This is a genomic window from Nostoc favosum CHAB5714, assembly GCF_020829495.1.
GTDB lineage: Bacteria > Cyanobacteriota > Cyanobacteriia > Cyanobacteriales > Nostocaceae > Nostoc > Nostoc favosum.
In genome coordinates, this window is record NZ_JAIVFQ010000002.1 from 63,351 (window position 1) to 87,644 (window position 24,294).

A 24,294-nucleotide genomic window follows, 5' to 3' on the forward strand; every position below is an offset into this window, starting at 1 on the left:
GTATTTGTAGGGTGTGTTAGGCGTAAGCCGTAACGTACTAAAAGCTTGAAATGGTGCGTTACCCTTGGCTAACACACCCCAGGCCAAGCGCATCTCAAATGCTATTGACATAACCAATATTTTGTGGGTTTTACGTATTTCCGTTCTTTCAGGCTATTGCAAGACAGGATAATTGTAAATCTAGCGTAACAATTATCTGATCGCATCTTAATAATCCAAGAGGTTAACTCTGGTTAATTTAGCGGTAAACGCTTACGGTGCAAGCAACTCACAAATTCATTTTTTTGTCAATGATTGTTAAGATGCGCTGACCTTGTAACACACCCTACGTATATTTCAAAAATCAAATACTATTCTTATAGTAGAATTGCATCACTCTTGATGACTGCAAAAGGTGCTGATTGTATTCTTATTTCAAAAGTTTTTCGAGTTAGTTTTAGTGTAGTAGCGATCGCAGATAGCTAGCCGTTTCAAGGTGAGCATCTGTCACAGGGTAAGCGCATTTCAAACCCTATTGACAACAAGCTTTTTCAGCATCATTATGATGAGATAAACAAGCAGCTAAAATCGTCAACATATAATTGTTATCCATAGCAGCTCGATTGGATTTTTGACGATTACTACGCTTGAACTACGCATTGACAGGAAAACCCAAATATGGGGTATGGATTCCAGGGATTAAACCTTGATTTTTCGACCCCTTTTAGGCGATGCCTTCGGCGGGCTACGCCTACGCTATTTATCCCAGGATGATTTCTAAAAGCCTGAAACGACGCATTTTCGTTGATACACAAGATAATCAATTTGTACAGTGCGTAAGTCCTATTAACATATTTAATACTAAAATCCGATTCTCTCTACATTTATTGGTTAAATATTCTGTATTTTTAGCTACAAAATTATATGCGCTTACCCTGGCTCCAGCCCTGCTTTTATGCAACTTAAATGCAGATTAGCTTAAAATTCACCTCGAAGGTACAATCAGTAAATCGCAAAGTTTTTCTCAAGAGCGATCGCTAAAGCTCAAACACCTTACCATGACTATGAAGTGAAACCTGCTAACCCATTTCTGATTCTGCGTCGTCCAGGTGACTATGCATGAAGTTGGTTGATGGCAAAGATTACTTAATAGTGTTGTAAATATTTTAACTCTATAAAGTTTGCGAAAAAAATCGTTGATTGGCAAGACACATAGCTTATAGCAATAGTAAAATCTACTTTAAGCTAGACGAAAATTACCTAAATTTCAGGGTAATTAAGTTAGCTATTAGTGGTAAATATTATAAATACTGAATGCTAATATTCAGTATCTCCCGGAGAGCGCTATTCCGGGTTAGGATGATGACTAGCGATGCCTTAATTTAGATATCGATATTGATTTGTTGAAATTTTATGGGCCATAGTCCACCAGATGGCAGTATCAACCTCCTCTGATCTGGCGAGGAAGTCTCCCAGCGCGGGGGAGACTTAGGAGATATTTATCATGCTTACACAAGATATTCGTGATTTGCTGACTGATACTACCGATTTAAACCAGTTGAAATGGGATTTAAATCGCTTGCAACCTGTGGATGTGGGAGACTACATTACACAATTGCCTGAACAACAACGCGCGATCGCATTTCGTTTACTCAACAAAGCTCAGGCAATTGATGTATTTGAATATCTGCCCACAGAGGTGCAGGAAGAACTCATTAATTCTCTGCATGATGTCCAGGTAGTACAACTTGTAGAAGCGATGAGTCCCGACGAACGGGCAGAATTGTTTGATGAACTACCTGCTGGGGTAATCAAACGGCTATTACAAGAACTGAGTCCAGAACAAAGGCAAGCAACAGCAACGATTCTCGGCTATCCAGAAGGCACTGCTGGGCGGGTAATGACAACTGAATATGTCCGGTTGCGCCAAGGATTGACAGTAGGTGAAGCCCTAAGCAAAATCCGCCGTCAGGACGAAGACAAGGAGTCGATTTACTACGCCTACGTCACAGATGACAATCGGACGCTGGTGAGAGTAGTTTCACTGCGCCAATTGCTGTTTACCTTTCCCGATGTTTTCATCAAGGATATTGCTAGCGATCGCGTCATCAAAGTTAGAACTGAAACCCCCCAAGAAGAAGTGGCGCGAATCATGCAGCGCTACGACTTAATCGCTATCCCCGTAGTTGACCGAGAAGACCGATTGGTGGGCATCGTCACCATTGATGATGTCATGGATATTTTGGAAGAAGAAGCCACAGAAGATATTCAAAAACTGGCGGGTGTCAGTGGTGATGAAGCAGCTTTATCCTCTCCCTTACTCACCATCCGCAACCGCTTACCTTGGCTGTTGGGAATCATGGCAATGTATATTGGTGCAGCTAGTGCGATCGCGCCTTTTCAATCTGTAATTGCCGCAGTGCCAGTTTTAGCAGTAATCATGCCGATTTTTTCTAACACTGGTGGTACTGTTGGGATTCAATCATTAACGGTGACAATTCGCGGCTTAGGGGTAGGCGAGGTAACACCCAAAGATACCTTGAAAATTCTCCGCAAGGAACTTCTAGCTGGTTTAGGTACAGCCCTAGCTTTAGCCACAACGATGATCCTGCTTTCCTTAATTTGGGCGCGACCCCAAGAACGATGGGTGGCTTTAATTGCCGGAATGGTAATGGCAACTAATACAATTGTGGCTGTTACACTCGGCACTTTACTGCCAATGGCTTTGACACGACTGAAGCTTGACCCTGCTTTAGTTAGTGGCCCTTTAGTGACTACAATGCTAGATACAATTGGGTTTTTAACATTCCTCAGCCTAATTTCTCTAGCTTTAAACGTTTTGCATTTACCAACTTGAAAGGATTGGGAATGGGGCATTGGGCATTGGGCATTGATTATTTCTCCCTTATCTCCCCCAGTCCCCAGTCCCCAATCCCCAGTCCCCAGTCCCCAGTCCCCAAATATGCCTACTACTACCTGGAATCGTCATCACATTCTTTCCCTGGCTGACTTCACTACCACTGAATACAATACAGTTTTGCAAACTGCGGCCAGTTTTCAAGAGGTGCTATCACGGCGGACGAAGAAAGTACCAACCTTGCAGGGACAGGTGGTGGCGAATTTATTTTTTGAATCGTCTACCCGCACCCGCAGCAGTTTTGAACTCGCGGCGAAACGTTTAAGTGCAGATACGCTGAATTTCGCCGCAGCCACATCTTCTATGACTAAGGGAGAAACAATTCTCGACACGGCGAAAACCTATTTGGCGATGGGAACTGATATAATGGTAGTCCGCCATCGAGAGGCAGGAGTACCAAATGCGATCGCGGCTGAAATGGATCGTCTAGGTGTAAAAGTTGGCGTCCTCAATGCTGGTGATGGTCAGCATGAGCATCCTTCCCAAGCACTGCTAGACTTATTTACCATTTGTACTCTAATTGACCCAGCTAGTCCTCGACTAGAACTTTTAAAGGGGAAAAAGATTGCCATTGTTGGGGATATTCTTCATTCTCGCGTGGCGCGATCGAATATCTGGAGTTTAATCGCCAGTGGTGCCGAAGTACATCTCGCAGCCCCACCCACCCTCTTACCCAAATTATTTGCCGAGTATATCTTGGAAGAGGCAGGAGTGAAGAATCAGCAGTTTATTATCTCCTCATCCCCCACTCCCCACTCCCCACTCCCCACTCCCCAACTATTTCTACATTGGCAACTAGAACCAGCTTTGCAAAATGCCGATTTTGTAATGACTTTGCGCCTGCAAAAGGAACGTATGACGGCTCATTTACTGCCAAGTTTGCGAGAATATCATCAGCTATTTGGCATTACCCGTACAAAGTTACAACTTTGTAAACCTAACGTCAAAGTTTTGCATCCAGGCCCAGTTAACCGTGGTGTTGAAATTAGTTCTGAATTGATGGATGACCCAGAATTTAGTCTCATTCAATCGCAAGTTACCAGTGGTGTCGCCGTTCGTATGGCGCTGTTGTATTTATTAGGTAGCGGCAAAGCTTAATAACAGGATAGACTCAAGCTACATCCTGGCAATACATTTTCACCCGATAGCAGTTTGGTGATGTCAGATAAGACTTATGCAAAAATTGTCTGAAACTCTTATTCCTTTGCGGTAGCCTGCGGAGTTATTGCTAACAATCTTTTAATATTAGTCCCATCGGACTAGCTTACCGAAGAATACCTATTCTCATAGAAATTATGTATTACTCCGATCGCATGAGGACAGTATTCTCAAATTTTGGGACACTGGGAGCGTAGAAGTCAAGAATTTAATGACTTTTAGAAGTGTCGGAGGTAAATTATGAAAGCAATTTTTTTGACGGCAGCAGCCTTACTCAGCACGCTATCTTTAGCTGCTCCCCTTTCCGTCAAAGCAGAAAACTCCGCCCCTGTCCGGCGCTTGCTGGAAACTAGAGAATGTTCTGGATGTAATTTAACAGGAGCCAACCTCAAAGGCGCTCACCTAATAGGTGCTGACCTGAGAAATGCAAATTTGAAGTCTGCTAATCTCGAAGGTGCTAACTTAGAAGGTGCTGATTTAACTGGTGCAAATTTGAAGTCTGCTAATCTCACAAAAGCATTCGTCAGCGATACTATCTTAAATAATGCTAATCTCACCAACGTTAATTTGAGTAATTCGCGTTTATATAATAGTGACGTAGATGGCGCTGTTATGGCTAATATTGATTTAAGCGGTGCTGATGTATTTAATACTGCCATTAGCATTGGTGGTGAATACTAATAGTGAATAATGATTTCAAAGTGATGAGTTAAGAGTTATATTCAACTCCTAACTCTCTACTTTTTAACTTTTACTCACCAGTAATCGACAGTTCATTAACCCAGATTTTCGGGCAAACTCCCCCGGGCGTTAACTCTGGCTCTTTTTCTACATAAATAATTGACTTCAGGACTTCCAAGAAATCGCCAGCAACAGTTGCTGATTCAATACTCGTCCTGACACCCTTATTCACTAGCCAACCATCAAACGGCAAAGAAAACGAACCTTGCAAGGCTTTAACTCCAGCATGGAGAGCTTGTAAATCATCGATAAAAATCACATTTTCAGCAGTTTCTAAACTTAACTCTTCTTCAGGAGTTGCTGTTGACAAAACGTGATAAAAATTGGGACTAACGCTAACTTTTGCACCAATACTGGCATTACCTGTTGGCTGGGTATTAAACCTTTTCGCAGTGCCTGCACTGTGGAGAAAGCTTGTTAAAATGCCATTTTCAATCAGTGAAACCTGACGAGTAGGAGTTCCTTCACCATCAAAACTTTCTGCACCAACGTTAGCTGGGTGAAGTGCATCATCAAAAACTGAAAGCAGAGGAGAAGCAATTTGCTTACCTAAATCATCAGCAGTAGATAAGCTTTGGTTGTCCAAAATACTTTGAGCGTTGAATAAGTTAGAAAAACCACCTAACAGACTTAAGAAAGCTTCCGGTGAAAAAACAACCCGATATTTACCAGTTTTAATTTTTTCATAGTTTAAGTGACTGATAGTTTTATCTGCGGTTTCTTTGATGCAACCATTGATGTCTAGATTATCTAAACTATGGTTGATTCTAAAAGCACCTGCACTGCGAGGTTTTTTTCCTTCTTCCTCAGTTTTGCTATAAAGATAAACTGATGCTAAGGAGTGAGATTCAGTTCTCACGGCACCCTCACTATTGAGATAAAACCTGTCAATATCTCTTTGCGATAACCCATTATAAGGCACACCTTTAATTGCTGGATGAGCTGCTAGTAGTTCTTTTTCAGCTACCAACAATCTTTCTATGAGTTCAGCAACAGGTGCTTGGGGTGTCTTATCTTGTGGTTTATTTGCAATAGGAGCAGTAGCTTCTGGACTAAAATCAGGAACATTTTCTTTAACACCAAAAAAACTGGCTTCGTAGGCGGTTTTCAAAGCTAATTCCAGTCCTTTGGGGTCTACATCTGTGGTACTGGTGACACCCATTGTATTATCTTCATTCCAGACACGAACAGTAACACCAGAGCGATTTGAGGCTTTGACTTGTTTTGGCTCACCTTGGTCTACTTGTACGCTAGTATCATCTACTGTTGAGCCATAAATGTCGAATTTCTTAATACCAAGCTTCTCAGCATTATCCTTGGCAGAATTTGCAATTTCATTGATATTTGGCATAGTTCAATTTTGGATTTTGAATTTTAGATTTGAAGCAATTTTATTTTGGATATTAGATTTTGAATTTTGGATGTTAAGCTTTTCCACATAAAATTTGCTTGTATTTCTTGGGCGGGCGAGACGCCCACCCTACAACTGAGTATTATGCTAGATGTGGTTTAGCTTATGACTTATATTTGTCTCGTAGCTTTTTATTGACGTAATATCCTGAACATTCACAATCCAAAATCCAAAATCTCAAATCCAAAATTATTATCTTCCACCGACGGTAATAGAATCAACCTTGATGTGGGGTTGTCCTACTGTGGTGTAAATACTACCACTGACGGAACCACAAAAACCTGGTGCAATTTCCAAATCTTGGGAACACATAGAAATTTTATTCATAATTTCCTTAGCTTCACCAATTAGAATTGCTCCCTTTAGCGGTTTGGTGATTTTGCCATTTTCAATCAAATAAGCTTCATCAACACTAAAGTTAAATTGGCCTGTAGCACCAACGCTTCCGCCACCCATCTTTTTACAGTAAATACCTTTATCAACAGAGGTAAATAAATCATCAATGCTATATTCGCCAGAATCAATATAAGTATTACGCATCCGGCTAGCAGCAGCATAGGTATAATTTTGGCGGCGTCCACTTCCAGTTCTGGGGTGTCCGGTGCGTGCAGAACCTGTTCTATCTGCTAAGAAGTTTTTGAGAATGCCTTTTTCAATTAATAGGGTTCTTTGAGCAGGCATACCTTCGTCATCCATGTCAATTGTTCCGAAGGCATTTTCAGAACGCCCTTCATCCCAGGCTGTCAAACTTTCGTGGGCAATTTTTTCGCCTTTTTTGTCAGCAAAGGGAGTGGTATTGCGTTCAATTTGAGTGGTTTCTAACAGGTGTCCGCAAGCTTCGTGGAAGATTACCCCGCCAAAGTGATTGGCCATAATAATCGGGTAAGTACCTGATTCTACGTAATCGGCGTAGAGCATTTTGCCAGCAGATTCTGCTATTTTTTCGGCGGCTTGTTGAGAATCCCAAGTCCTCAAGAAGTTGGCATCGCTAGTGTTACCAGCGCGTTCACCGATGGAAGCACGATTAGCACCATCAGCACACAACAGGTTAAATCCTACTGATTGGGTGAGGCGAATGTCACGGGCAAAAGTGCCGTCACTGGCGGCGATTAAAACTTCTTGCCAATCCCGGAAATAGGTAGCACGGCGCGATTGGACGTGGCTAGCTTTTTGCTTCAGGTGGGCAGTACCATCAAGGAGGACTTCTCCCATTTCTCGGATGGAGCTACACACTGGTAGCCAGGCATCTTTACCTCTTTTGGTGGCGTAATCTCTCAATAATTCTAGGTTGATTTCTGGGATGAAAGCTTTAGCAGTGGGTAGTTGCAATCCCAGGATAGAAAGACCTTTTTCTAAAGCTGCTTTCAAACCGGAAAACGAAAGGTCATTGGTGCTGACGTAGCAATCAGCTTTGCCACGAAATACTCTGACTCCCGCGCCTGTAGACAGACTGGGTGAAATACTGGTGATGGAGTCGTCTTCTGCAAGAGAACTAATATAGTTGCGACGTTCTAAAAATAATTCGATGAAGTCAGCACCTGCGGCGCGTCCTAGTCCCAGGAGGGTAGCCAGGGGGGCTTCCCAGGTTTCATCGAAACGCTCTGGTGTGGAGGAATATTGCAGGGTGGGAAGTTGATTCGAGAGAAGTAGCGTACTTGTAAGCATGGGTAGCCTCGTCTGCTGGCGTAGTTCAGAGATTTGACTGAAAAATCCCGGTGTGTTCAGTCTAACAAATCAGTGAAAGCCAGAGTCGGCAATTAAATAGTAGGGGTTTCCTCACCTGGGAAACTTACTTCCCTCTCTTAAGCGTGAGTGAAATATTGTAAGTAACGCCCTTTGGAGTGCGATCGCTATCATGTAGAGTTGTTACAATATCTTGTCACTGTTACTGACCTTGGCATGAAGCAAAATATTCAAAATATCTATGGCATAGTTGCACCCTGGTAATAAGTGAAGAGAATATTTAGAGAATCAGTTGCAATACTGGGTGTAACGTTTTAGACGCAGAGAATGAGCAAATCAGAAAGTGAAAATATTCATACATAAATAATTGGAAGGCAGTATAAGACTGTCTTCCAATTTCTTAAACTATAGGAAAGAAGATGCACATATATTGGTAGAAGCAACAATTTCATCAAACTTATTTTTGATTTCTGCCTTGCTCGTCCCTAGAATGATACCGTTGATAAATTACCATTTTTACATCCAGTTAATTCTTGGTGAGAGCCTATTCCTTCTCAGGTTTATTTACGATTTGTTATTTTCAGTGGAATTCTTGCTGTTTCTTGCTGATTGAAAGTCTGACCTAAATTAGCAGCAGTTGGCGCTGGCTATGTTAAATTCTTAAACAATAGCTTTAGAGTTCGAGTAATAGTTTTAAGAATTTTCATTTTGCTGGCACTCGGCTTTTGATCGTATCTCAAAACCATTGGAATTTCTACAATTTTTGGTTTGAGCGGTTTGGCTTTCAGCAGTAAATCTATCATGCAAGCAAATCCACTTTCAGTGAATAAACTCTCGCCATAATACATATCTAGTTTGCTGACGAAAGTACGGTTATACAGTCTGTAGCCGCAAGTATAGTCTCTTACACCTGGTACACGGGCTGCAATTCTAAAAAGCCAGCTAGCTCCGTAACTCATTATCTCTCTAAATTTTGATAAACCTATGACTTTGGAGCCTTTTCGATATCTAGATGCGATCGCAATATCATAGCTACCAGCTATCATCGTCTCATACATCTTAATTAATAGTTCTGGTGGTTGAGTGTTGTCGCAATCCATCGCGGCTAAAAAATCGCCTTCTTTAGAAATTTCTAAGAAAGTTGTGAAACCTGTTTTAATGGCTTGACCTAAACCAGCATTTTTGGCATGTTGGACTAATTTCAGTGATATCCCTAACGATTGAGATTCATCTATTGCAGTCTGAGCAGTTGCATCCTTGCTACCATCATCAACAAGAATCAGCCGTATCTCCAGATTAGAGATTTCCTGCAATACCTGAAACTTTTTGAACAAGGGGCGAATTGATTCTTGCTCATTGTATGCGGGTAAAAGAACAAAAAGGCTCATAAGTACCTCGTGTGATTTTCAAAATATCATTTTCAAATTTCAAGAATTCAGTAATGTTGATTTCTTGAGAAATTCATCGACTTGTCGGACGACTGCGTTGTTATTGACGCTATCATTGACCAACTGTGAGGTATTGACGACGAAAAAATCATCGTTTTCAGTACTCACTTTTGGCACAAGGCTTGAATAATTTAAAACTTGTAGCGGCTGTACTTTAATAGCTCGATTAATGTGTGCTGCGACAATATCATCTGCTTTAAGTCCTGGGAACATCAAACGTATACCCTGGAAGAATACTTGGCGCAATTCATCATCTGGCTGTTTTAACAACGGGTCAGTAGAAAGGATATATTTTGGTAGAAATGTGATATGATATCCTGCTGTCTCTTGCAAAGAAACTAGGTTACTCATCCCGATGACTCCAGTAAAGGGAACATTTCTATCGGCAATATTTACTACGTAATAAGGAATTAGAGCCTTGCGAGTAATAAGTACCATGCAGATTACGCCCAGGTATTCTACTGTTTCACCTGTGTCTGAAACTTTCACCAGTTCTTTGGCAGCAACCTGTTGCAGAATATTAACTGGCCCAGTAAAGATGACTTTATCAAAATGCTCCTTTTTGCCCAGATATTCTACCCACATTCCACCCTCTGGATGAGGTGCGATATATTCCACCGAAACGCCTGTGTGGATATCACCCCCAGCCGCGTAAACTAATTTTTCTATATGGTCAAAAACAGTTTTGTAACCGCCTGAGACATAACCAAGTTGTTCTTTATTTAATGAAGAATCCCGCGCTGAAAATAACCGTTTGATATAAGCCCAGATAAAAACTGCTGATATTCGCTTATAGTTCTCTCCTAATTTGGATAGAAGCAAGGGTTTCCAGAGCTTTTCGTATGTGCTTTTACCACCAAGTTTCAATAGCCAATCTTCAACTAATATCTTCTCTAAGCGCCGCCAGTTATTAAGCCGTGAACCATACAAGAGAGTGAAAGCTAATCTGATTTTACCTATAAGTCCAAATAGAGGAAAGCGGAGGAATTCTATAGAGTTACTGATAGAATAAAACTTTTGATTGTCGTAGAAGCCAGTTAAACTTCGATGCCAGCGCAGTTTATCTCCAAGGCCAATATCTCTGAGAAAATTTATTAAATGAGTATCAGAAGGGAGGATAACGTGATAAAACCGATCCCAGGTAAACAACCCATAATCATGATAAGTGGTAAGTCCACCAAGCTGCTTATTACTGTCGAATACAGTTACTTTATGTCCTTGATTGGAAAGACGTTGGGCTAATACCAGCCCAGTTATACCCCCGCCAATGATACCTATATTCATAAATTTAATTCAGATTTTTGTAGGGATGTCTTGGAAATTATATTTTCAGAGAATTTTAGTTCTAATAGTCTTGCTCTCTGCCCATTTAGCTATTAGTTTACAACAAGAACGACACCAGTTATGATAATGGAAATTCCTACCCACTGGCTAAATATAACCTGCTCTTTTAGAAAATAGTGAGAAGCAATGGGTATAAGTGCATACATTAATCCTAGAACTGGAAATGCTTGACTCAGAGGAATTGTCCGCAATACATAAAGCCACAATATAGTCATAAATGTATAGCAAACAAACCAAATCCAAAAATAACGAGACAATAACAGATTTTGGATAGATGCGCTTGCTCCCTTAGTAGGACTAGAAATGTAAAGTCCATACTTTAGTGATAGGTTAGCTGTTGTTCCGAATAAAACCACAAGCATTAAAACTAGCCAAGTAATGATGTTCATTTGTGAATGCTTCCTGATGAGATTTACTATAAGTTTATGTAGATTTTTTCACTGGAATAACTACTAAAAGAACACCCAAAAAAATAGTAATTACTCCTGCTATTCGAGTTAGTGTAATCTCTTCATTAAAAAAGTAGTATGAGCCGAAAAGTATCCCGACATAATTTAAACTAGTCAGTGGATAAGCAATACTCAATTTTACAGATCGGAGAGCCAATATCCAATTTACCACTCCCAAGCAATAAACACTAATAGCTAATACTAATTGTTGAATAAATACCCAATTAAATAGTCCCTCATTTGTATGACTCATGGTATGCTTCATCAGCAGTTGCCCAGAAATACTAAATAAAATACTGATAAACAGGATAATATAAGGAATTATTTTAACGTTTGAAGTTTGCGAAATAGATTTCATAGTACATTTACCTCAATCGAGATAGTAGGTATGAACCGGACAGTAAACAGCCCATCGTTTAGAAAGTTTCGGATTTAGGTCACACCTTCTGTGCAATTCGACTTCCATTTCAATAAATAGACAACAAAATTAGGAAGCCTATGTTGAAGTGACTAATATCAAAATGATCGTCGAAGCTCATGTCCAAGAGTTAGCAACTAAATACTATGCAGCTTGTGGGATGGTTGCTGTATCATGGCAACGCCCGATATTATCCGAGTAGAATCGGTTACACTTGCAGACATAACAGTTTCCTTGCTTGACAATTGGTACAATCAATTTAGGCTTTGCCCAATTGTGAATTGCAGATGTCTTCCGTATCAGCCAGTTATGTTTCCAGACTAGTTTTAGTGCGATCGCAATATCTATGTCATAGTGGATGCAGATATAGGAAACATTGAGTCCTCTGCCACAAATTTGTGGACAAAGTTTAGCAGTGAGACATCGCTTATGCTGAACTCGGATTCGGCCCCCATGTTCAACAGATGGAGTTAAGCGAATAATAATGGATTTCCGGAATTTTTGATTAATCCATTCATTAACTTTCATCAGTTGTATCCTGCTATAGAAACCTTGTTGAAGACACTACTCAACTTCTCAAGCCATTAACTTGTGCATCAAAACTAAGCTGGATTGATAAATGTTTTTAATTTTCTCCAGGAAGTGTTTATTAGTTTTATGACATACCATAGAATTTATCCAGGCTCACAGACATATCTGCAATTTCGGCTGGAGACTAAGCCGATTCATAAAAATTTGTACTCAAATCGAGTGTGCATAGATGTTCTTTTTGGACATCGGAACACAATGGATAACAGAAATCTGCCTGAGAGCGAAAACCATCTATAGATAACTTTACAGTGATGTGCTTTACAGGTTTTTGGGGAATTTTATTGAATGTCAAAATGGAGTTTTTGACGGGACTAAGGGCTAATGTAAACTAGCGTTTGGTGATCAACTCGCAGCTTACTTACGTTGAGTTAAGTGGATTTGAGATGTTTTTACATTATCTTAAGTATTAGTGTTGTTCGATTGTTCTTAACTATATGTAATTTTAACTAGAGCTTTATCTCAAAATTAATTTTTACATATAATCACTTACTAGAATACCACGAGAAAACAATGTTGCAAATTTATCGCCACACTTCATCAAAAATTCATTTTAAGAAAATATACCTAAACAAAAACTTTATAAAATCTACACTTTCCTCTTGATGAATCTTTATTTTTAAGAATTTGTACATTTATATACCACTTTCTGGCTAATAAAAGTGCAAAGTTAAGAGTTTTATAAAGCAGAATTTAAACTTGAACAATAGTGTAAATAAATTATTTCTTGTATAATAAGATACTTAATGCATCAAGGATCATAGATGCTAACCGATAGTCTGAACGTTTTTTATTTATCCATGAAAATCTTCAAATTCAGATATCTCAGACAAAACTTAGTCGAAGGTTGACTTAGACACTAAGTAAGCCAGAGGACTCTATTTCTGAATTCTCTTATCAAACTTTATGCTTCTTCAGTACCTGTTATGCCAAATTATTAGTTAAACATGAAAACTTGGCTTAAAAATCAAGGTTAAAAACCAAAATCAATCCTCAACCCCTAAAAAGTTAGTAAATAATGTCAATTTTTATTGGATAGCAAGGGTTTCATGGTTTTTGTGGAGTATATTTAGCATAATATGTAATGAAGAGCCGCTCTTATTTAGTTTCTCTAAATTGTTCTCCTTTGCTTGGAGTTTGTTTGGACTCATTTTCCTGCAAAAGTCTGTTGGTAATAATTAAGACAATGATTAACAATCCAAACTGAATCTGCCAGGGTGCTAATACTAAACTGAAAATTAAGCTAATAGCCGCAAATACACCTGCAATATATGCAAGTTCATCACTACTCTTTTGAAAGAAGTAGCCAGTGGCTAAAGCCGTACAGAGTGGTATCAAAAAGAACAAAGCCATTTTACTAACTTCTGAACTATAAGTTGTTGTGCTTATAAAACAAACTGAAATTGTTTTTTGGAATTGTGGTTAATTTTACATCCAATGAGGTTTTAGCCACAATAGCCCATTGAAATAAATATTATAGAAAATCAAGATTACGCAACGTCGTATCTTACACAAATTGGAATAATTCTTGCGACAGAAGCAGCGCCCAAAAGCTTGGCTAATAACTCCTTCTTCTGTGGTCGATAGTGAGCCAAGCTGGCTTTAACAGTAGGTTACCAGACGCTAGGCGTAGCTTGGTGAGGAGTGCAAAATCCCTTCTGGTGACATCCCAACTCAGTATAGCTGCGCTATGCTATACAAACTCTTGTTTACACACGCAGATTGGAAGGCTTTAAAACTTGCGAAGGTGGGTTTTGTCTATTTAGCCAATTGCACTTTTGTGAGCAATCATCTGGTAAATTAGCTTAAAACTTTGGCCTTGCGCCAGGATCAGGATCTAGCATATTACCTTTAGAAGTAGCATTTTCATTTTTTCATTTTAGACACTCAATGCTGAACATTCCTCAATTACTGGCAACTGAAATAAACCTCAAACCCCATCAGGTGCAAAACGCGCTGGAACTTTTGGCGGAGGGTGCAACAATTCCCTTTATTGCACGTTATCGTAAAGAGCGCACCGATGAGATGAATGAAGTGCAACTACGTGAACTGGCTGATCGATATACTTATTTAACAGAACTGGAAGAACGAAAATCTGTGATTTTAAGTGCGATCGCAGAACTTGGTAAACTCACAGATGAACTTAAAGCCAAAATCTCATCCTGCTTACAAAAAACCGAACTTGAGGATTTATACTTACCTTATCGCCCAAAACGACGCACCCGCGCCACTATCGCCAGAGAAAAAGGACTCGAACCATTAGCGGAATTCATCAAGTCATTAAATGCCAAAAATGCTGCAACGGTTTCATTGGAAGAAGAAGCGGCTAAGTATATTTCTGAAGCCAAGGGAGTAAAAACAGCAGAAGAAGCACTTAAAGGTGCTGCTGATATTTTAGCGGAAGAAGTGGCTGAAAAAGCGGAATTACGCGCATATATTCGCGATTATCTTCTAGAAGAAGGGGTCTTTGTCTCCCGCATCAAAGATGATTATCCCGAAGGTACAACCAAATTTGAGATGTACCGTAACTATCAAATTAGGGTAAAAAATATTGCACCCCACAATATGCTGGCGTTGTGTCGGGGCGAAACGGAGAAAGTATTAAGTTTTGAAATTGCTTTTGATGAAGATACGGTACTTTACTATCTTGAGTCGAAAGAAATTAAAACCAAAATTCGGACAATTCGGGATTTTTATCAGGTGATGTTGAAGGATGCATTTAATCGTTTGATGAAAGTCTCTCTAATGGGAGAGGTAATTTCTGAGAATAAAGTCTACGCAGACATGGAATCAATCAAGACATTTGAAACTAATCTGCGAGAGTTGCTGCTGTCTGCACCAGCAGGAATGAAACCAACCTTAGCGATAGACCCTGGATTTAGAACTGGGTGTAAAGTTGCTGTCCTCGACCAAACGGGGAAATTTTTGGAATATCAGGCGGTTTTTCCCCACCAAGCTGCTGAACAACGTGCTAAAGCTGCACAAACTGTCAAAAATCTGATTGAAAAGTACAAGATTGAGTTAATCGCCATTGGTAACGGTACAGCCTCCCGCGAGACAGAGGAGTTTGTCACGCAAGTATTGCAAACCATAGAACGCAAACCAGTTAAGGTGATGGTGAATGAATCTGGCGCATCTATATATTCTGCTAGTATTGTGGCGCTAGAAGAGTTTCCCGATTTAGATATTACCGTGCGCGGTGCAATTAGTATCGGCCGTCGTTTGCAAGATCCTCTGGCGGAACTGGTGAAAATCGATCCCAAATCTATTGGTGTGGGACAATATCAGCACGATGTCGATCAGAAGTTGCTGAAAAAGAAATTGGATGAGACTGTAGAAAGCTGCGTTAACTACGTCGGCGTAGACTTGAACATGGCCTCCAAAGAACTTCTGACTTCCGTCTCTGGGATTACGGCAACAGTTGCCAATAACATTGTCGTCTATCGGAACCAAAATGGAGCCTTTAAAAATCGCCGACAACTTTTGAAAGTTCCGAAGCTGGGGCCAAAAGCCTTTGAACAAGCGGCGGGTTTTCTGCGGATTCGCGGCGGTGACAACCCATTGGATAATACAGCAGTGCATCCAGAAAGTTATTCTGTAGTAGAAGCGATCGCATCTGATTTAAATGTGCCATTAAATCAGGTCACACAAATTGCCGAAAAGCTCAAAAAGACCAACCTGAAGAAATATGTTACCGATAGCGTCGGCGAACCCACACTGCGCGACATCCTCAGCGAACTAGAAAAACCAGGTAGAGATCCCCGTGCAGAATTTAAGTATGCCACTTTCAAAGAAGGAATTAAGGAAATCAGGGACTTAAAGGTGGGAATCGAACTAGAGGGAATGATCACAAATGTCGCCAACTTCGGCGCCTTCGTTGATATCGGCGTACATCAAGATGGCTTGGTGCATATATCCCAACTTGCTGATAGATTTGTAGACGATCCCAACAAAGTGGTCAAAGTCGGACAAGTAGTCAAAGTGCAGGTGCTAGAAATCAACGAGAAACTCAAGCGGATTAGTTTGTCGATGAAAGCAGTTAAACAATAATTACAAACAGCAGATGGCAGTTTATCAAGTTCAATTCATCAATCCTACACTTGGGTTAGATCGCACTATTCCAGTACCAGACGATCAATATATTTTGGATATGGCAGAAGAAGCTGGTATCCGTTTACCATCTGGGTGCAAACAAGGCGAATGTTCTGCCTGTGTCGCTAAACTCATTAGCGGTGAAGTCAATCAAACTGAGCAAAAATTTCTGCGTCCAAGTGAAGTACAGGCTGGTTATGTTGTTACTTGTGTAACTTACCCCTTATCTAATTGCACTTTAGAAACCCATCAAGAACAAATCTTGTATAAATCAGCTCTTTACTATCAGCCTGAGTCGGGAAAATCTAAGCGATCGCAATACTAATCGGTTAAGGGACTTCCAAAAAAAACACTCAACCACCTAACACAAAAAATCTCTCAAACTCTCATTTATCCGTGTCCTCTGTGCCTCTGTGGTTCGTTTATTTGGATAATTTATTTCTTGGAAGTCCCTAAGAAGATTTGTAGGTTGGGTTGAAGGTAGTGAAACCCGACAAAACTCTGAGAATGTTGGGTTTCATTCCTTAACCCAACCTACCTTGGAGTGCTTTTTTAAGTAAAACCTACGCAGTATTATAACCGCTATATTTTTCTCAATGATCGGCCTAACGGTAGAAGCAAATTCTATCTTGCAAGAGAGGTTAAAACCTAGCAGATAGTTGAAGATGAGATAAGAAGTTACAAAAAATCTTTAGTGATTAGGTAAGAAAAATGTTAACACCATTATTAACCGCCCTAGCTACAGCTTTGAGCCTGTTGATTGTTGATTTAGTTGTTCCAGGCGTTAATATTGCTAATTTTCCCGCAGCTATGATTGCGGCTTTAGTAATTGGTCTAATTAACGGTTCAGTTAAACCAGTTTTGTCTGCTCTTTCTTTACCACTTAACTTTCTCTCATTTGGAGCATTTTCACTCATCGTTAACGGTTTGTGTTTCTGGTTAGCAGCAGTGCTAGTTCCTGGGTTCGCAGTTCGCGGAATTATTGGTTTCCTTCTTGGGCCAGTGATTCTAACTTTTGCTAACACCTTCATTAACAACTACTTTGTTGAAAGAAACCTTTTAACCGGCAGTGGTGATGTAAAAACCCAAGGTGAATTACCTTCTAGATAAGTATTATAAGGAGTAGAAATACCAGTTTTCTCACATCTCTACTCCAAATAAATATCCGAAGGTGGATTTCCTAATTCGGCATCTTCAGCAGAATGTAATTAAAGAAAATCACAAAAATACGGCAAAATCATGAAATTAGTTCGTTTTCTTTTAGGTTTGTTAGTGCCTCCTTTAGGCGTTTTCCTGACAGTTGGAGTTGGCCCAACCTTGTTTATTAACATCTTGCTCACAGTTCTAGGTTGGCTACCCGGTAGTATTCATGCAATTTGGGTTATTGCCAAGCATGATGAACAACTGAATAGAGAAGGAAATATTTACTAATACGCAAGATTAATTTTAGAGAATCTTAAGTAGGGTGCGTTATGGCTAAAGCCGTAACGTACCATTTTAGTTTCTACTAGAATTAGAAGATAGTTATAAGACCTAACCCCCTAACCCCCTTCCCGAAGCGGGAAGGGGGAAGAATTCAAATTCAAAGCCTCTCTCCTTTTAGGCTACGGTGTACACACAAGTCTCGTCGCAGCCATATCTTTATTAATAAATCTCGCACTGCGTTTCTATCCCGCCTCGGAATTCATTCCGAGTCTCATAGCTGAAGTCCAATTAAGTGGACTAAATTGATTATTCAGTCCACAAAGCGTGGACTTCAGCTATTAGCCCTGAACTTTAGTTCTGGGCGGGATGTCAGTGAGTGTGATAGTTTAACTCTGACAAAAATGTGGCTAAAAGAGTTGAAACCTATGTGGACAGCACTTGTGTGTACACCGTAGCCTAAAAGGAGAGAGGTTTGGAAGAGAGGTTATAATTGTACCTTACTAGGTCAAGAACCGCTATAACGTAAGTCCTACGATTATGCAATTTAGATATTTTTCAGCCTATCAAGCGGTGGGTTGTACCAAACGCTAATGCACCCTAAGAAAGCTAAGTTTCTAATAATTATACAAATACGTTGATAGGACACGGCAATGCCGTGTCCCTACGAAATTCTATATGTACCAGGATTTTTGTGAACAGCAGTCTAGTCTATTTATGAATAGTATCCCGCTCTTTATTGGCAGGTTCCTTATCTTTGAATAAGTCAGCCGCCGTTAAGAGTAACTCTCTCAACGTTTGTTTGATTTGGCGCTCTTTTCTTGCTAGAGATGTACCAGCTTCACCCAGTTTATCTTCAAGCTGCGATCGCTTCTGTTCTACCTGCACAGCCATAGATTCTGCTTGAGGACGAGCTTTATCGTACCAGTGTTTAGCCTCGTCTAGATAATCCTGAACCTCCATATTACGTCCGCCATAGCGTGCAGCTAAGTTAGCTCGGACAATCGCTAGCTGCGCTTGCAGTTGGGCGTAACGTTTCTTTAACAATCCTGCTTCTTCACTATCTTTAAGAGCATTGATAGCAGAATCAATTGCAGTTTTAGTACTAGCAGGTTTTTCCTTACCCGTCTCTTCAATTTCTGCCAAAATTACATCAACCTCTTGCTGGAGTTGTTCTTCTTCACCATCTAGTTGAGCCTGTAGCCGTTTTATATCTGTCTGAGTTTTAGCAATGCTTTCGTGTCTTTTGCTATTAATCCCTTCCAGCGCTCCTTCAATGGAAGCTGTCACTTCATCTTTAAGTTCGCCACCTTTTTCTTGGAAGTTTTCAATTACAGCAGAAACGGCATCTTTAACAAGATTACGAAGTTCACTAGAGCCTTGCTTAAACTCAGAACCTACTTGAGAAACTGCGGATTTCACAATTTCCCGAATCCGCTCAGTTCTTAATTGCCCAGTTTCTTTAGCTTGTTGCAGGTCTGCTTGAATTTGTTGTTTGATATTGTTAGGCATTTTCAACTCTTAGGGTTTAACTATTTTGGATAATATTTTCTAGACATGTTCCCATACCCACATTATGGCGTAGTCTGATAAAGCTCGGCACTTCCTTTAGATAGAAAATAATAACCCTTAAGAGGTGATGTGTAGCATGTTGCCCATTCATGAGATGATTAATTGTTGGTAGTAATTGAGATGAAAATATGTGGCGAGTAAATATTACTTGTTCAGCCGATGCCTGGAAGCTCTATGGTACTGAATTTAAAGCGATCGCAGAAAAATATCAAGGTGAATTGATTGGTTCCAAAAAAATGCCAGATGGGACTCGCATCATGTCTTATAAAATTGAAGATGTTAGCGATGCCGAAGCCTTTCAAGAAGATTGTGCAAATTTTGCTGGATTTACAACTGACTTTGAATCCTTGTAGTATTGGTTCTGACACTAATCTCTGCAACCAATATGTCCAAATCAGGAGAAGTTAATTGAAAAGACTAGTTACATTAGTATTAGTAATGTTTTTGTTATTGATAAGCACTTTTACTTTACCTGCTAGTGCAGCAGACACAGTTAACGGTGAACAAATATTTAGTGTTCATTGTGCTGGTTGTCATATTAACGGCAGCAACATCATCAGGCGAGGTAAAAATCTCAAAAAGCAAGCGCTGAAAAAGTATGGTATGGATTCAATAGAGGCAGTTACATCTATAGTTACCAATGGTAAAAATAATATGTCAGCCTACAAAGAACGCCTCACTGAACAGCAAATTCAAGATGTTGCTGCTTACGTTCTCCAACAAGCTGAAAAAGGCTGGCGTTAGAAGAGACGCGATTAATCGCGTCTGTACAGGAGTTAGGAGTAGAGACGCGATTAATCGCGTCTGTACAAGAGTTAAGAGTTAAGATTTAAGAGTTATTGATTATCGCTGTTATAAATGGTTCTTAAGAAGGTATAAAGCCTAAGAATGTTGTAATAAGATGTTTACTAACTAATTCTTCATTCCTCTAACTCCTCACTCCTAACTCCTCACTCCTCACTTATCACTCCTCCTAAACTGGAAAATGAACTTACCCACAGCTAGCCGTCTCCAATTCACTCCCGATTTAAATATCTGCCGCATATTAAATGGGATGTGGCAAGTCTCCGGCGCACACGGACGCATTAATCCCAATGCCGCTATTGAGACTATGTTCAAATATGTAGATGCAGGCTTTACCACTTGGGATTTAGCAGACCACTATGGCCCCGCAGAAGACTTTATTGGTGAGTTTCGCTGTCAACTAATTGACACTCGTGGGAAAGATGCTTTATCTCAGGTGCAAGCTTTTACAAAATGGGTGCCTCGTCCTGGCAAAATGACGAAAAAACTCGTTGAAGAAAATATTGATATTTCCCTGAGACGGATGAATGTGGAATCGTTAGATTTGATGCAATTCCACTGGTGGGAATATCAGGATAAAAATTACCTGGATGCCCTCAAATATATGGCAGAGCTTCAGACTGAGGGTAAAATTAAGCATCTAGGTTTAACTAATTTTGACACAGAAAACTTGAAGCTGATTACCGAAGCAGGTATCAAAATTGTTTCTAACCAAGTGCAATTTTCCCTTGTTGACCGCCGTCCCGAAGTTAATATGGTGCAGTTTTGTCAACAGCATGACATAAAGCTTTTTACTTACGGTACACTGTGCGGCGGTTTGTTATCAGAAAACTATTTGGGTAAACCGGAACCGCGAGGATTTGATCTATCTACTGCCAGTTTGAAAAAATATAAAAATATGATCGATGCTTGGGGTGGTTGGCGATTATTTCAAGAGTTGCTAGCTATCCTAAAGGAAATTGCTAATAAGCATGGGGTAAGCATTTCTAACGTAGCAGTGCGTTACATTTTAGATCAGCCAACCGTGGGCGGTGTGATAGTTGGTGCAAAACTTGGTGTATCTGAACATATAGAAGATAACGCCAAAGTATTTAATTTTAGTTTAGATGCAGACGATCGCGATCGCATCAATGCAGTATCTCGCCAATCACGCGATTTGTACCAGCTAATCGGCGATTGTGGCGACGAGTATCGGCGATAATTTCGGGAAAAAGGTGATAATACGGTGAAGCAGAGCGCAAATATCTAACGCTCATCAGAGGAAAATTTTCATTTGCTAGAAACCGCATCATCCCGCCTCAGACAAAAGCGGTAGAGTGTACAAAGATTCTTCACGCATACACTCTGCCGTAAAAGCGAACACCGCTCTTAGTGCTTCTGAGGTAAGAGTAGGATAGTTTTCTAGCACTTGTTGTTCTGTCCATCCCGCAGCAAACAAACCCAATAAGAACTCTACAGATAAACGAGTTCCTTTCACAGTCGGCTTACCCAGCAGAATTTTGGGGTCTGAATGAATGTACTGTCGCCAGTCCATAGTTTTTACTCCGACTAAGCTACAGCTATTGTTGCACAGTATGATTTGTTCGGGTTGTTGAAGGGGAAATGCGATGGCGCAGAGCGATCGCCGAAGGCGATCGCGTTACTCTTAAATTAATTGGCGACAATATAACCAGCTTATGCAATCAGTCCTCTAGACTCGTTCACGAGTATCAAAGACTCGTCGGCGAGTATAAAAGACTCATTCACGAGTATCAAAGACTCGTCGGCGAGTATAAAAGACTCATTCACGAGTATAAAAGACTCGTTCACGAGTATAAAAGACTCGTCGGCGAGTATAAAAGACTCATTCACGAGTATAAAAGACTCATTCACGAGTATCAAAGACTCATTCACGAGTATCAAAGACTCGTCGGCGAGTATAAAAGACTCATTCACGAGTATCAAAGACTCGTCGGCGAGTATCAAAGACTCATCGGCTGTTTGGTAGAGTGTGTTAGCGACAGCATAAGGCAGTAAAAACATCTTGGAAGGTGCTTTAAGTTCTTAACGCACCTTCCAAGGTCACTAACCTACTTCATACATCTGCTTATGCTTGGCTAAAAGCTCTTGATATTTCTCATTTGTCTTTGCTTCTACCCACTTGGCCTTAAATATTGCTGCTGATTCCGCTTTAACTGCATCTACTTCATAAGGAAGAATCTCTTTTTTGGAATCTGAAGTTTCAGAATTTTTTTTATACTTCCTACCGCTTTTATGATTAGCATAACGGCGAGAGCGAGTATAGCCCATTTGGATAAACTTTCGTGCCATATCCGCGCCGACAAAATCATCTTTCTCTAAATAATCAAGAAAAATCTCGTAGATTTTTTCACTCGACTCTTTAGCAATCTCAGGAGTTTTGAACCGCCAGTAGGGAAGGATTTCTGATTTGTATGGTTCAACCAAAAGCACACCCTGCTCACCCTTGCCAACACGATAGAGTTCAGGATGTTGGCGAAAATCAATATTTTTAAAGTCTAAAGAATAATCAAAAGCCATGATAGATTTTTATTAGGAATAGTAAACTTTAAAAAAAAGTTCAACTTCTATCTAAGTATTGAGATTTTGTTTGATTATGCTATCTAGCACCCAATCCGTGAACAGTGTCCTTGCGCCAGGAAATCTGCGTAAAGTGCATCATATTGCCCTCAACGTCCAAGATATGCAAGCTTCCCGCTACTTTTATGGCACAATCCTGGGTTTGCATGAACTCACAGGCGACGAAGTACCCGCAACTCTAACGGAACTTGTCGCATCTGGGAAAGTAGCCAACTTCATCACCCCGGATGGGATGATTCTGGATTTATTTGGGGAACCAGAATTATCACCACCAAATCCAGACCCAGAAAAGACTTTCACCAGGGCGTACCATCTAGCCTTTGACATCGATCCGCAGTTATTTGAGCAAGCGGTGACAGTGATCAGAGAAAATAAAATAGCGATCGCACATGGCCCAGTCACTCGTCCTACTGGTAGAGGTGTGTATTTTTACGATCCAGATGGCTTTATGATTGAAATTCGTTGCGATCCAGAAGCTAGTTAACTTAAGAGTAATAACAAAAGTATCTACTATGACTGCGAAAATCACGCAAATATTTAAACTAATTGAAGACACAATCAAAAAACCGCCAATTCCACACGAACCATACAAGCAATCATTGAAAGCCTGGGCGATGTATTGTTTGCGAGACAAAGGTTTTATAGTCGTTTATGCTCAAAATGCAGATTTTGCCGTTGAAACTAAAGGCGCAGAAAAGTTATATTTCAAAGTTTCAAATAGCCCCGATGATTTAGATAATTCTATTAGCTGGATTGTTTGGGATAGTGCAATAAAAAGCGCCAGTCTCATTCCCAAAAAAATAGACTGATACCAAAATATTTATCAAATGTTTTCCTGATTTTTTAACTATTCTGGCTCATGAATTCTGACTAACTATCTTTCTTCCCCAGACAATTGCCGCACAAATCTTTGATGTTCTGGCGAATTTAATCCCAACTGCAACACAGCCAATACCTGCTGCATATTGCCAGCAAGTAAATCTGACATTGACAACCACAAACCAGGAAATACTTGACTTTTGATAATTCCATCTGCGTCCACTTCTAAGGACACGTATTCTCCTTGTTGCAGACTAAACCAATCTAATTTGTTTTCAAATATTTGCCAAACAATATATTCTTTTACCCCATTTCGACCATAGATTTTTTTCTTGTCATGTAAATCAATAGCAACACTGCTAGCTGCTATCTCTATTACGAGTTCTGGCGCACCTTCGATGTAATCATCATCACTAAAACGAGATTGTCCCTTAGCTGTTGGTGTGATTAATAGCACTCCATCTGGTTGCGGTTCATTGTCTCGATCTAAGCGGACTGTTGGCTCAATTCCCAATCTCACACCAGGAGTGGCAATTTGGTAAGTCCACAACCAACCTATTAGATGACCATGTGGTTCAGCATGACTTTCAAAGCGTAATGGGGATGCCAAGTATACAACTCCTTCAATTAATTCTGCCTTTTGATGACGGGGCATTGCTTGATAGCGGCGCTCAAATTCGTAGCGAGTCAGGCGATCGCCATTCTCTAAAGGAGGAATTCGCTGCTTGAGTGATAGGTTGACCATGATTTTCTGCTCTGCTAAGGAGTTTTACTTTATTATGGCTTGGTGCATATTTTTCTACAGATTTACTAAATCACTATATAGCGCTTCTGGGTTGAGTTCAATACAG

26 protein-coding genes are annotated in these 24,294 nt (G+C 40.2%); 12 read left to right on the forward strand and 14 right to left on the reverse strand.

Annotated elements, in window-relative coordinates; all coding sequences use genetic code 11:
• Window positions 1-1,483: 1,483 nt before the first annotated feature.
• From mgtE to LC586_RS01860, 3 genes are all read left to right on the forward strand, one after another.
• A complete protein-coding gene (gene mgtE / locus LC586_RS01850) occupies window positions 1,484-2,836 on the forward strand; it encodes a magnesium transporter (protein ID WP_229482684.1) in 1,353 nt (450 codons plus the stop codon).
• Window positions 2,837-2,941: 105 nt separating this feature from the next.
• Window positions 2,942-3,994 (forward strand): aspartate carbamoyltransferase catalytic subunit, encoded by a 1,053-nt coding sequence (locus LC586_RS01855; RefSeq protein WP_229482685.1) that lies wholly within the window; start codon window positions 2,942-2,944, stop codon window positions 3,992-3,994.
• A 300-nt stretch (window positions 3,995-4,294) separates the two neighbouring features.
• Window positions 4,295-4,735 carry a pentapeptide repeat-containing protein gene (locus LC586_RS01860; protein WP_229482686.1) on the forward strand — a complete coding sequence of 147 codons (441 nt, stop codon included), beginning with the start codon at window positions 4,295-4,297 and terminating at the stop codon, window positions 4,733-4,735.
• A 70-nt stretch (window positions 4,736-4,805) separates the two neighbouring features.
• Here the strand turns inward: LC586_RS01860 and LC586_RS01865 are convergent, their stop codons facing one another.
• The 8 genes from LC586_RS01865 to LC586_RS01900 all read right to left on the reverse strand — a co-directional run bounded on the left by LC586_RS01865 (window position 4,806) and on the right by LC586_RS01900 (window position 13,489).
• A complete protein-coding gene (locus tag LC586_RS01865; RefSeq protein WP_229482687.1) occupies window positions 4,806-6,146 on the reverse strand; it encodes a TldD/PmbA family protein in 1,341 nt (446 codons plus the stop codon).
• Window positions 6,147-6,398: 252 nt separating this feature from the next.
• Window positions 6,399-7,871, reverse strand: a complete 1,473-nt coding sequence (locus LC586_RS01870) for a TldD/PmbA family protein (RefSeq protein ID WP_229482688.1) — start codon at window positions 7,869-7,871, stop codon at window positions 6,399-6,401.
• Window positions 7,872-8,536: 665 nt separating this feature from the next.
• Window positions 8,537-9,277, reverse strand: a complete 741-nt coding sequence (locus LC586_RS01875) for a glycosyltransferase family 2 protein (RefSeq protein ID WP_229482689.1) — start codon at window positions 9,275-9,277, stop codon at window positions 8,537-8,539.
• Between the two features lie 39 nt (window positions 9,278-9,316).
• On the reverse strand, window positions 9,317-10,621 hold the full coding sequence (locus LC586_RS01880; RefSeq protein WP_229482690.1) for an NAD(P)/FAD-dependent oxidoreductase: 1,305 nt from the start codon (window positions 10,619-10,621) through the stop codon (window positions 9,317-9,319).
• Window positions 10,622-10,713: 92 nt separating this feature from the next.
• Window positions 10,714-11,070 (reverse strand): EamA family transporter, encoded by a 357-nt coding sequence (locus tag LC586_RS01885; RefSeq protein WP_229482691.1) that lies wholly within the window; start codon window positions 11,068-11,070, stop codon window positions 10,714-10,716.
• 34 nt (window positions 11,071-11,104) lie between these two features.
• Complete coding sequence (locus tag LC586_RS01890; protein WP_229482692.1) at window positions 11,105-11,488, reverse strand: EamA family transporter; 384 nt, start codon at window positions 11,486-11,488, stop codon at window positions 11,105-11,107.
• 204 nt (window positions 11,489-11,692) lie between these two features.
• Window positions 11,693-12,076 carry a hypothetical protein gene (locus LC586_RS01895; protein ID WP_229482693.1) on the reverse strand — a complete coding sequence of 128 codons (384 nt, stop codon included), beginning with the start codon at window positions 12,074-12,076 and terminating at the stop codon, window positions 11,693-11,695.
• 1,158 nt (window positions 12,077-13,234) lie between these two features.
• A complete protein-coding gene (locus LC586_RS01900) occupies window positions 13,235-13,489 on the reverse strand; it encodes a hypothetical protein (protein WP_229482694.1) in 255 nt (84 codons plus the stop codon).
• Window positions 13,490-14,026: 537 nt separating this feature from the next.
• On the opposite strand from LC586_RS01900, the gene LC586_RS01905 reads away from it, so the two are divergent.
• The 4 genes from LC586_RS01905 (at window position 14,027) to LC586_RS01920 (ending at window position 17,659) form a co-directional block, all read left to right on the forward strand.
• The gene (locus LC586_RS01905) at window positions 14,027-16,186 is read left to right on the forward strand and encodes a Tex family protein (RefSeq protein WP_229482695.1); all 2,160 of its coding nucleotides are present in this window, start codon (window positions 14,027-14,029) and stop codon (window positions 16,184-16,186) included.
• Between the two features lie 13 nt (window positions 16,187-16,199).
• On the forward strand, window positions 16,200-16,553 hold the full coding sequence (locus LC586_RS01910) for a 2Fe-2S iron-sulfur cluster-binding protein (RefSeq protein WP_229482696.1): 354 nt from the start codon (window positions 16,200-16,202) through the stop codon (window positions 16,551-16,553).
• A 386-nt stretch (window positions 16,554-16,939) separates the two neighbouring features.
• Complete coding sequence (locus LC586_RS01915) at window positions 16,940-17,338, forward strand: phage holin family protein (RefSeq protein ID WP_229482697.1); 399 nt, start codon at window positions 16,940-16,942, stop codon at window positions 17,336-17,338.
• A 129-nt stretch (window positions 17,339-17,467) separates the two neighbouring features.
• Window positions 17,468-17,659: a YqaE/Pmp3 family membrane protein gene (locus LC586_RS01920; protein ID WP_094353212.1), complete on the forward strand. Its 192-nt coding sequence runs from the start codon at window positions 17,468-17,470 to the stop codon at window positions 17,657-17,659.
• A 702-nt stretch (window positions 17,660-18,361) separates the two neighbouring features.
• Here the strand turns inward: LC586_RS01920 and LC586_RS01925 are convergent.
• The gene (locus LC586_RS01925; protein WP_229482698.1) at window positions 18,362-19,162 is read right to left on the reverse strand and encodes a histidine kinase; all 801 of its coding nucleotides are present in this window, start codon (window positions 19,160-19,162) and stop codon (window positions 18,362-18,364) included.
• A gap of 188 nt (window positions 19,163-19,350) precedes the next feature.
• On the opposite strand from LC586_RS01925, the gene LC586_RS01930 reads away from it, so the two are divergent.
• From LC586_RS01930 to LC586_RS01940, 3 genes are all read left to right on the forward strand, one after another.
• Window positions 19,351-19,575 carry a hypothetical protein gene (locus LC586_RS01930; protein ID WP_229482699.1) on the forward strand — a complete coding sequence of 75 codons (225 nt, stop codon included), beginning with the start codon at window positions 19,351-19,353 and terminating at the stop codon, window positions 19,573-19,575.
• Between the two features lie 55 nt (window positions 19,576-19,630).
• On the forward strand, window positions 19,631-19,966 hold the full coding sequence (gene petJ, locus LC586_RS01935; protein ID WP_229482700.1) for a cytochrome c6 PetJ: 336 nt from the start codon (window positions 19,631-19,633) through the stop codon (window positions 19,964-19,966).
• A 241-nt stretch (window positions 19,967-20,207) separates the two neighbouring features.
• Complete coding sequence (locus LC586_RS01940; protein ID WP_229482701.1) at window positions 20,208-21,227, forward strand: aldo/keto reductase; 1,020 nt, start codon at window positions 20,208-20,210, stop codon at window positions 21,225-21,227.
• A gap of 87 nt (window positions 21,228-21,314) precedes the next feature.
• Here the strand turns inward: LC586_RS01940 and LC586_RS01945 are convergent, their stop codons facing one another.
• The 4 genes from LC586_RS01945 to LC586_RS01955 are packed head-to-tail and all read right to left on the reverse strand — an operon-like array spanning window position 21,315 to window position 22,564.
• The gene (locus LC586_RS01945) at window positions 21,315-21,560 is read right to left on the reverse strand and encodes a DUF433 domain-containing protein (protein WP_229482702.1); all 246 of its coding nucleotides are present in this window, start codon (window positions 21,558-21,560) and stop codon (window positions 21,315-21,317) included.
• A gap of 25 nt (window positions 21,561-21,585) precedes the next feature.
• On the reverse strand, window positions 21,586-21,708 hold the full coding sequence (locus LC586_RS40485) for a hypothetical protein (protein WP_267921639.1): 123 nt from the start codon (window positions 21,706-21,708) through the stop codon (window positions 21,586-21,588).
• Window positions 21,701-22,048, reverse strand: coding sequence for a hypothetical protein (locus tag LC586_RS01950; protein WP_229482703.1), 348 nt, complete (start codon window positions 22,046-22,048; stop codon window positions 21,701-21,703). Before LC586_RS01950 ends, LC586_RS40485 begins: the two co-directional genes overlap by 8 nt.
• 42 nt (window positions 22,049-22,090) lie before the next feature.
• Window positions 22,091-22,564, reverse strand: coding sequence for a DUF4385 domain-containing protein (locus tag LC586_RS01955; protein WP_229482704.1), 474 nt, complete (start codon window positions 22,562-22,564; stop codon window positions 22,091-22,093).
• Between the two features lie 76 nt (window positions 22,565-22,640).
• Here LC586_RS01955 and LC586_RS01960 point away from each other — a divergent pair, with 76 nt between their 5' ends.
• Window positions 22,641-23,108, forward strand: a complete 468-nt coding sequence (locus tag LC586_RS01960; protein ID WP_229482705.1) for a VOC family protein — start codon at window positions 22,641-22,643, stop codon at window positions 23,106-23,108.
• A gap of 28 nt (window positions 23,109-23,136) precedes the next feature.
• Entirely contained in the window at window positions 23,137-23,433 is a 297-nt protein-coding gene (locus tag LC586_RS01965; protein WP_229482706.1) for a hypothetical protein, read from the forward strand.
• Between the two features lie 65 nt (window positions 23,434-23,498).
• Here the strand turns inward: LC586_RS01965 and LC586_RS01970 are convergent, their stop codons facing one another.
• A complete protein-coding gene (locus tag LC586_RS01970) occupies window positions 23,499-24,188 on the reverse strand; it encodes a Uma2 family endonuclease (protein WP_229482707.1) in 690 nt (229 codons plus the stop codon).
• Window positions 24,189-24,294: the final 106 nt, after the last annotated feature.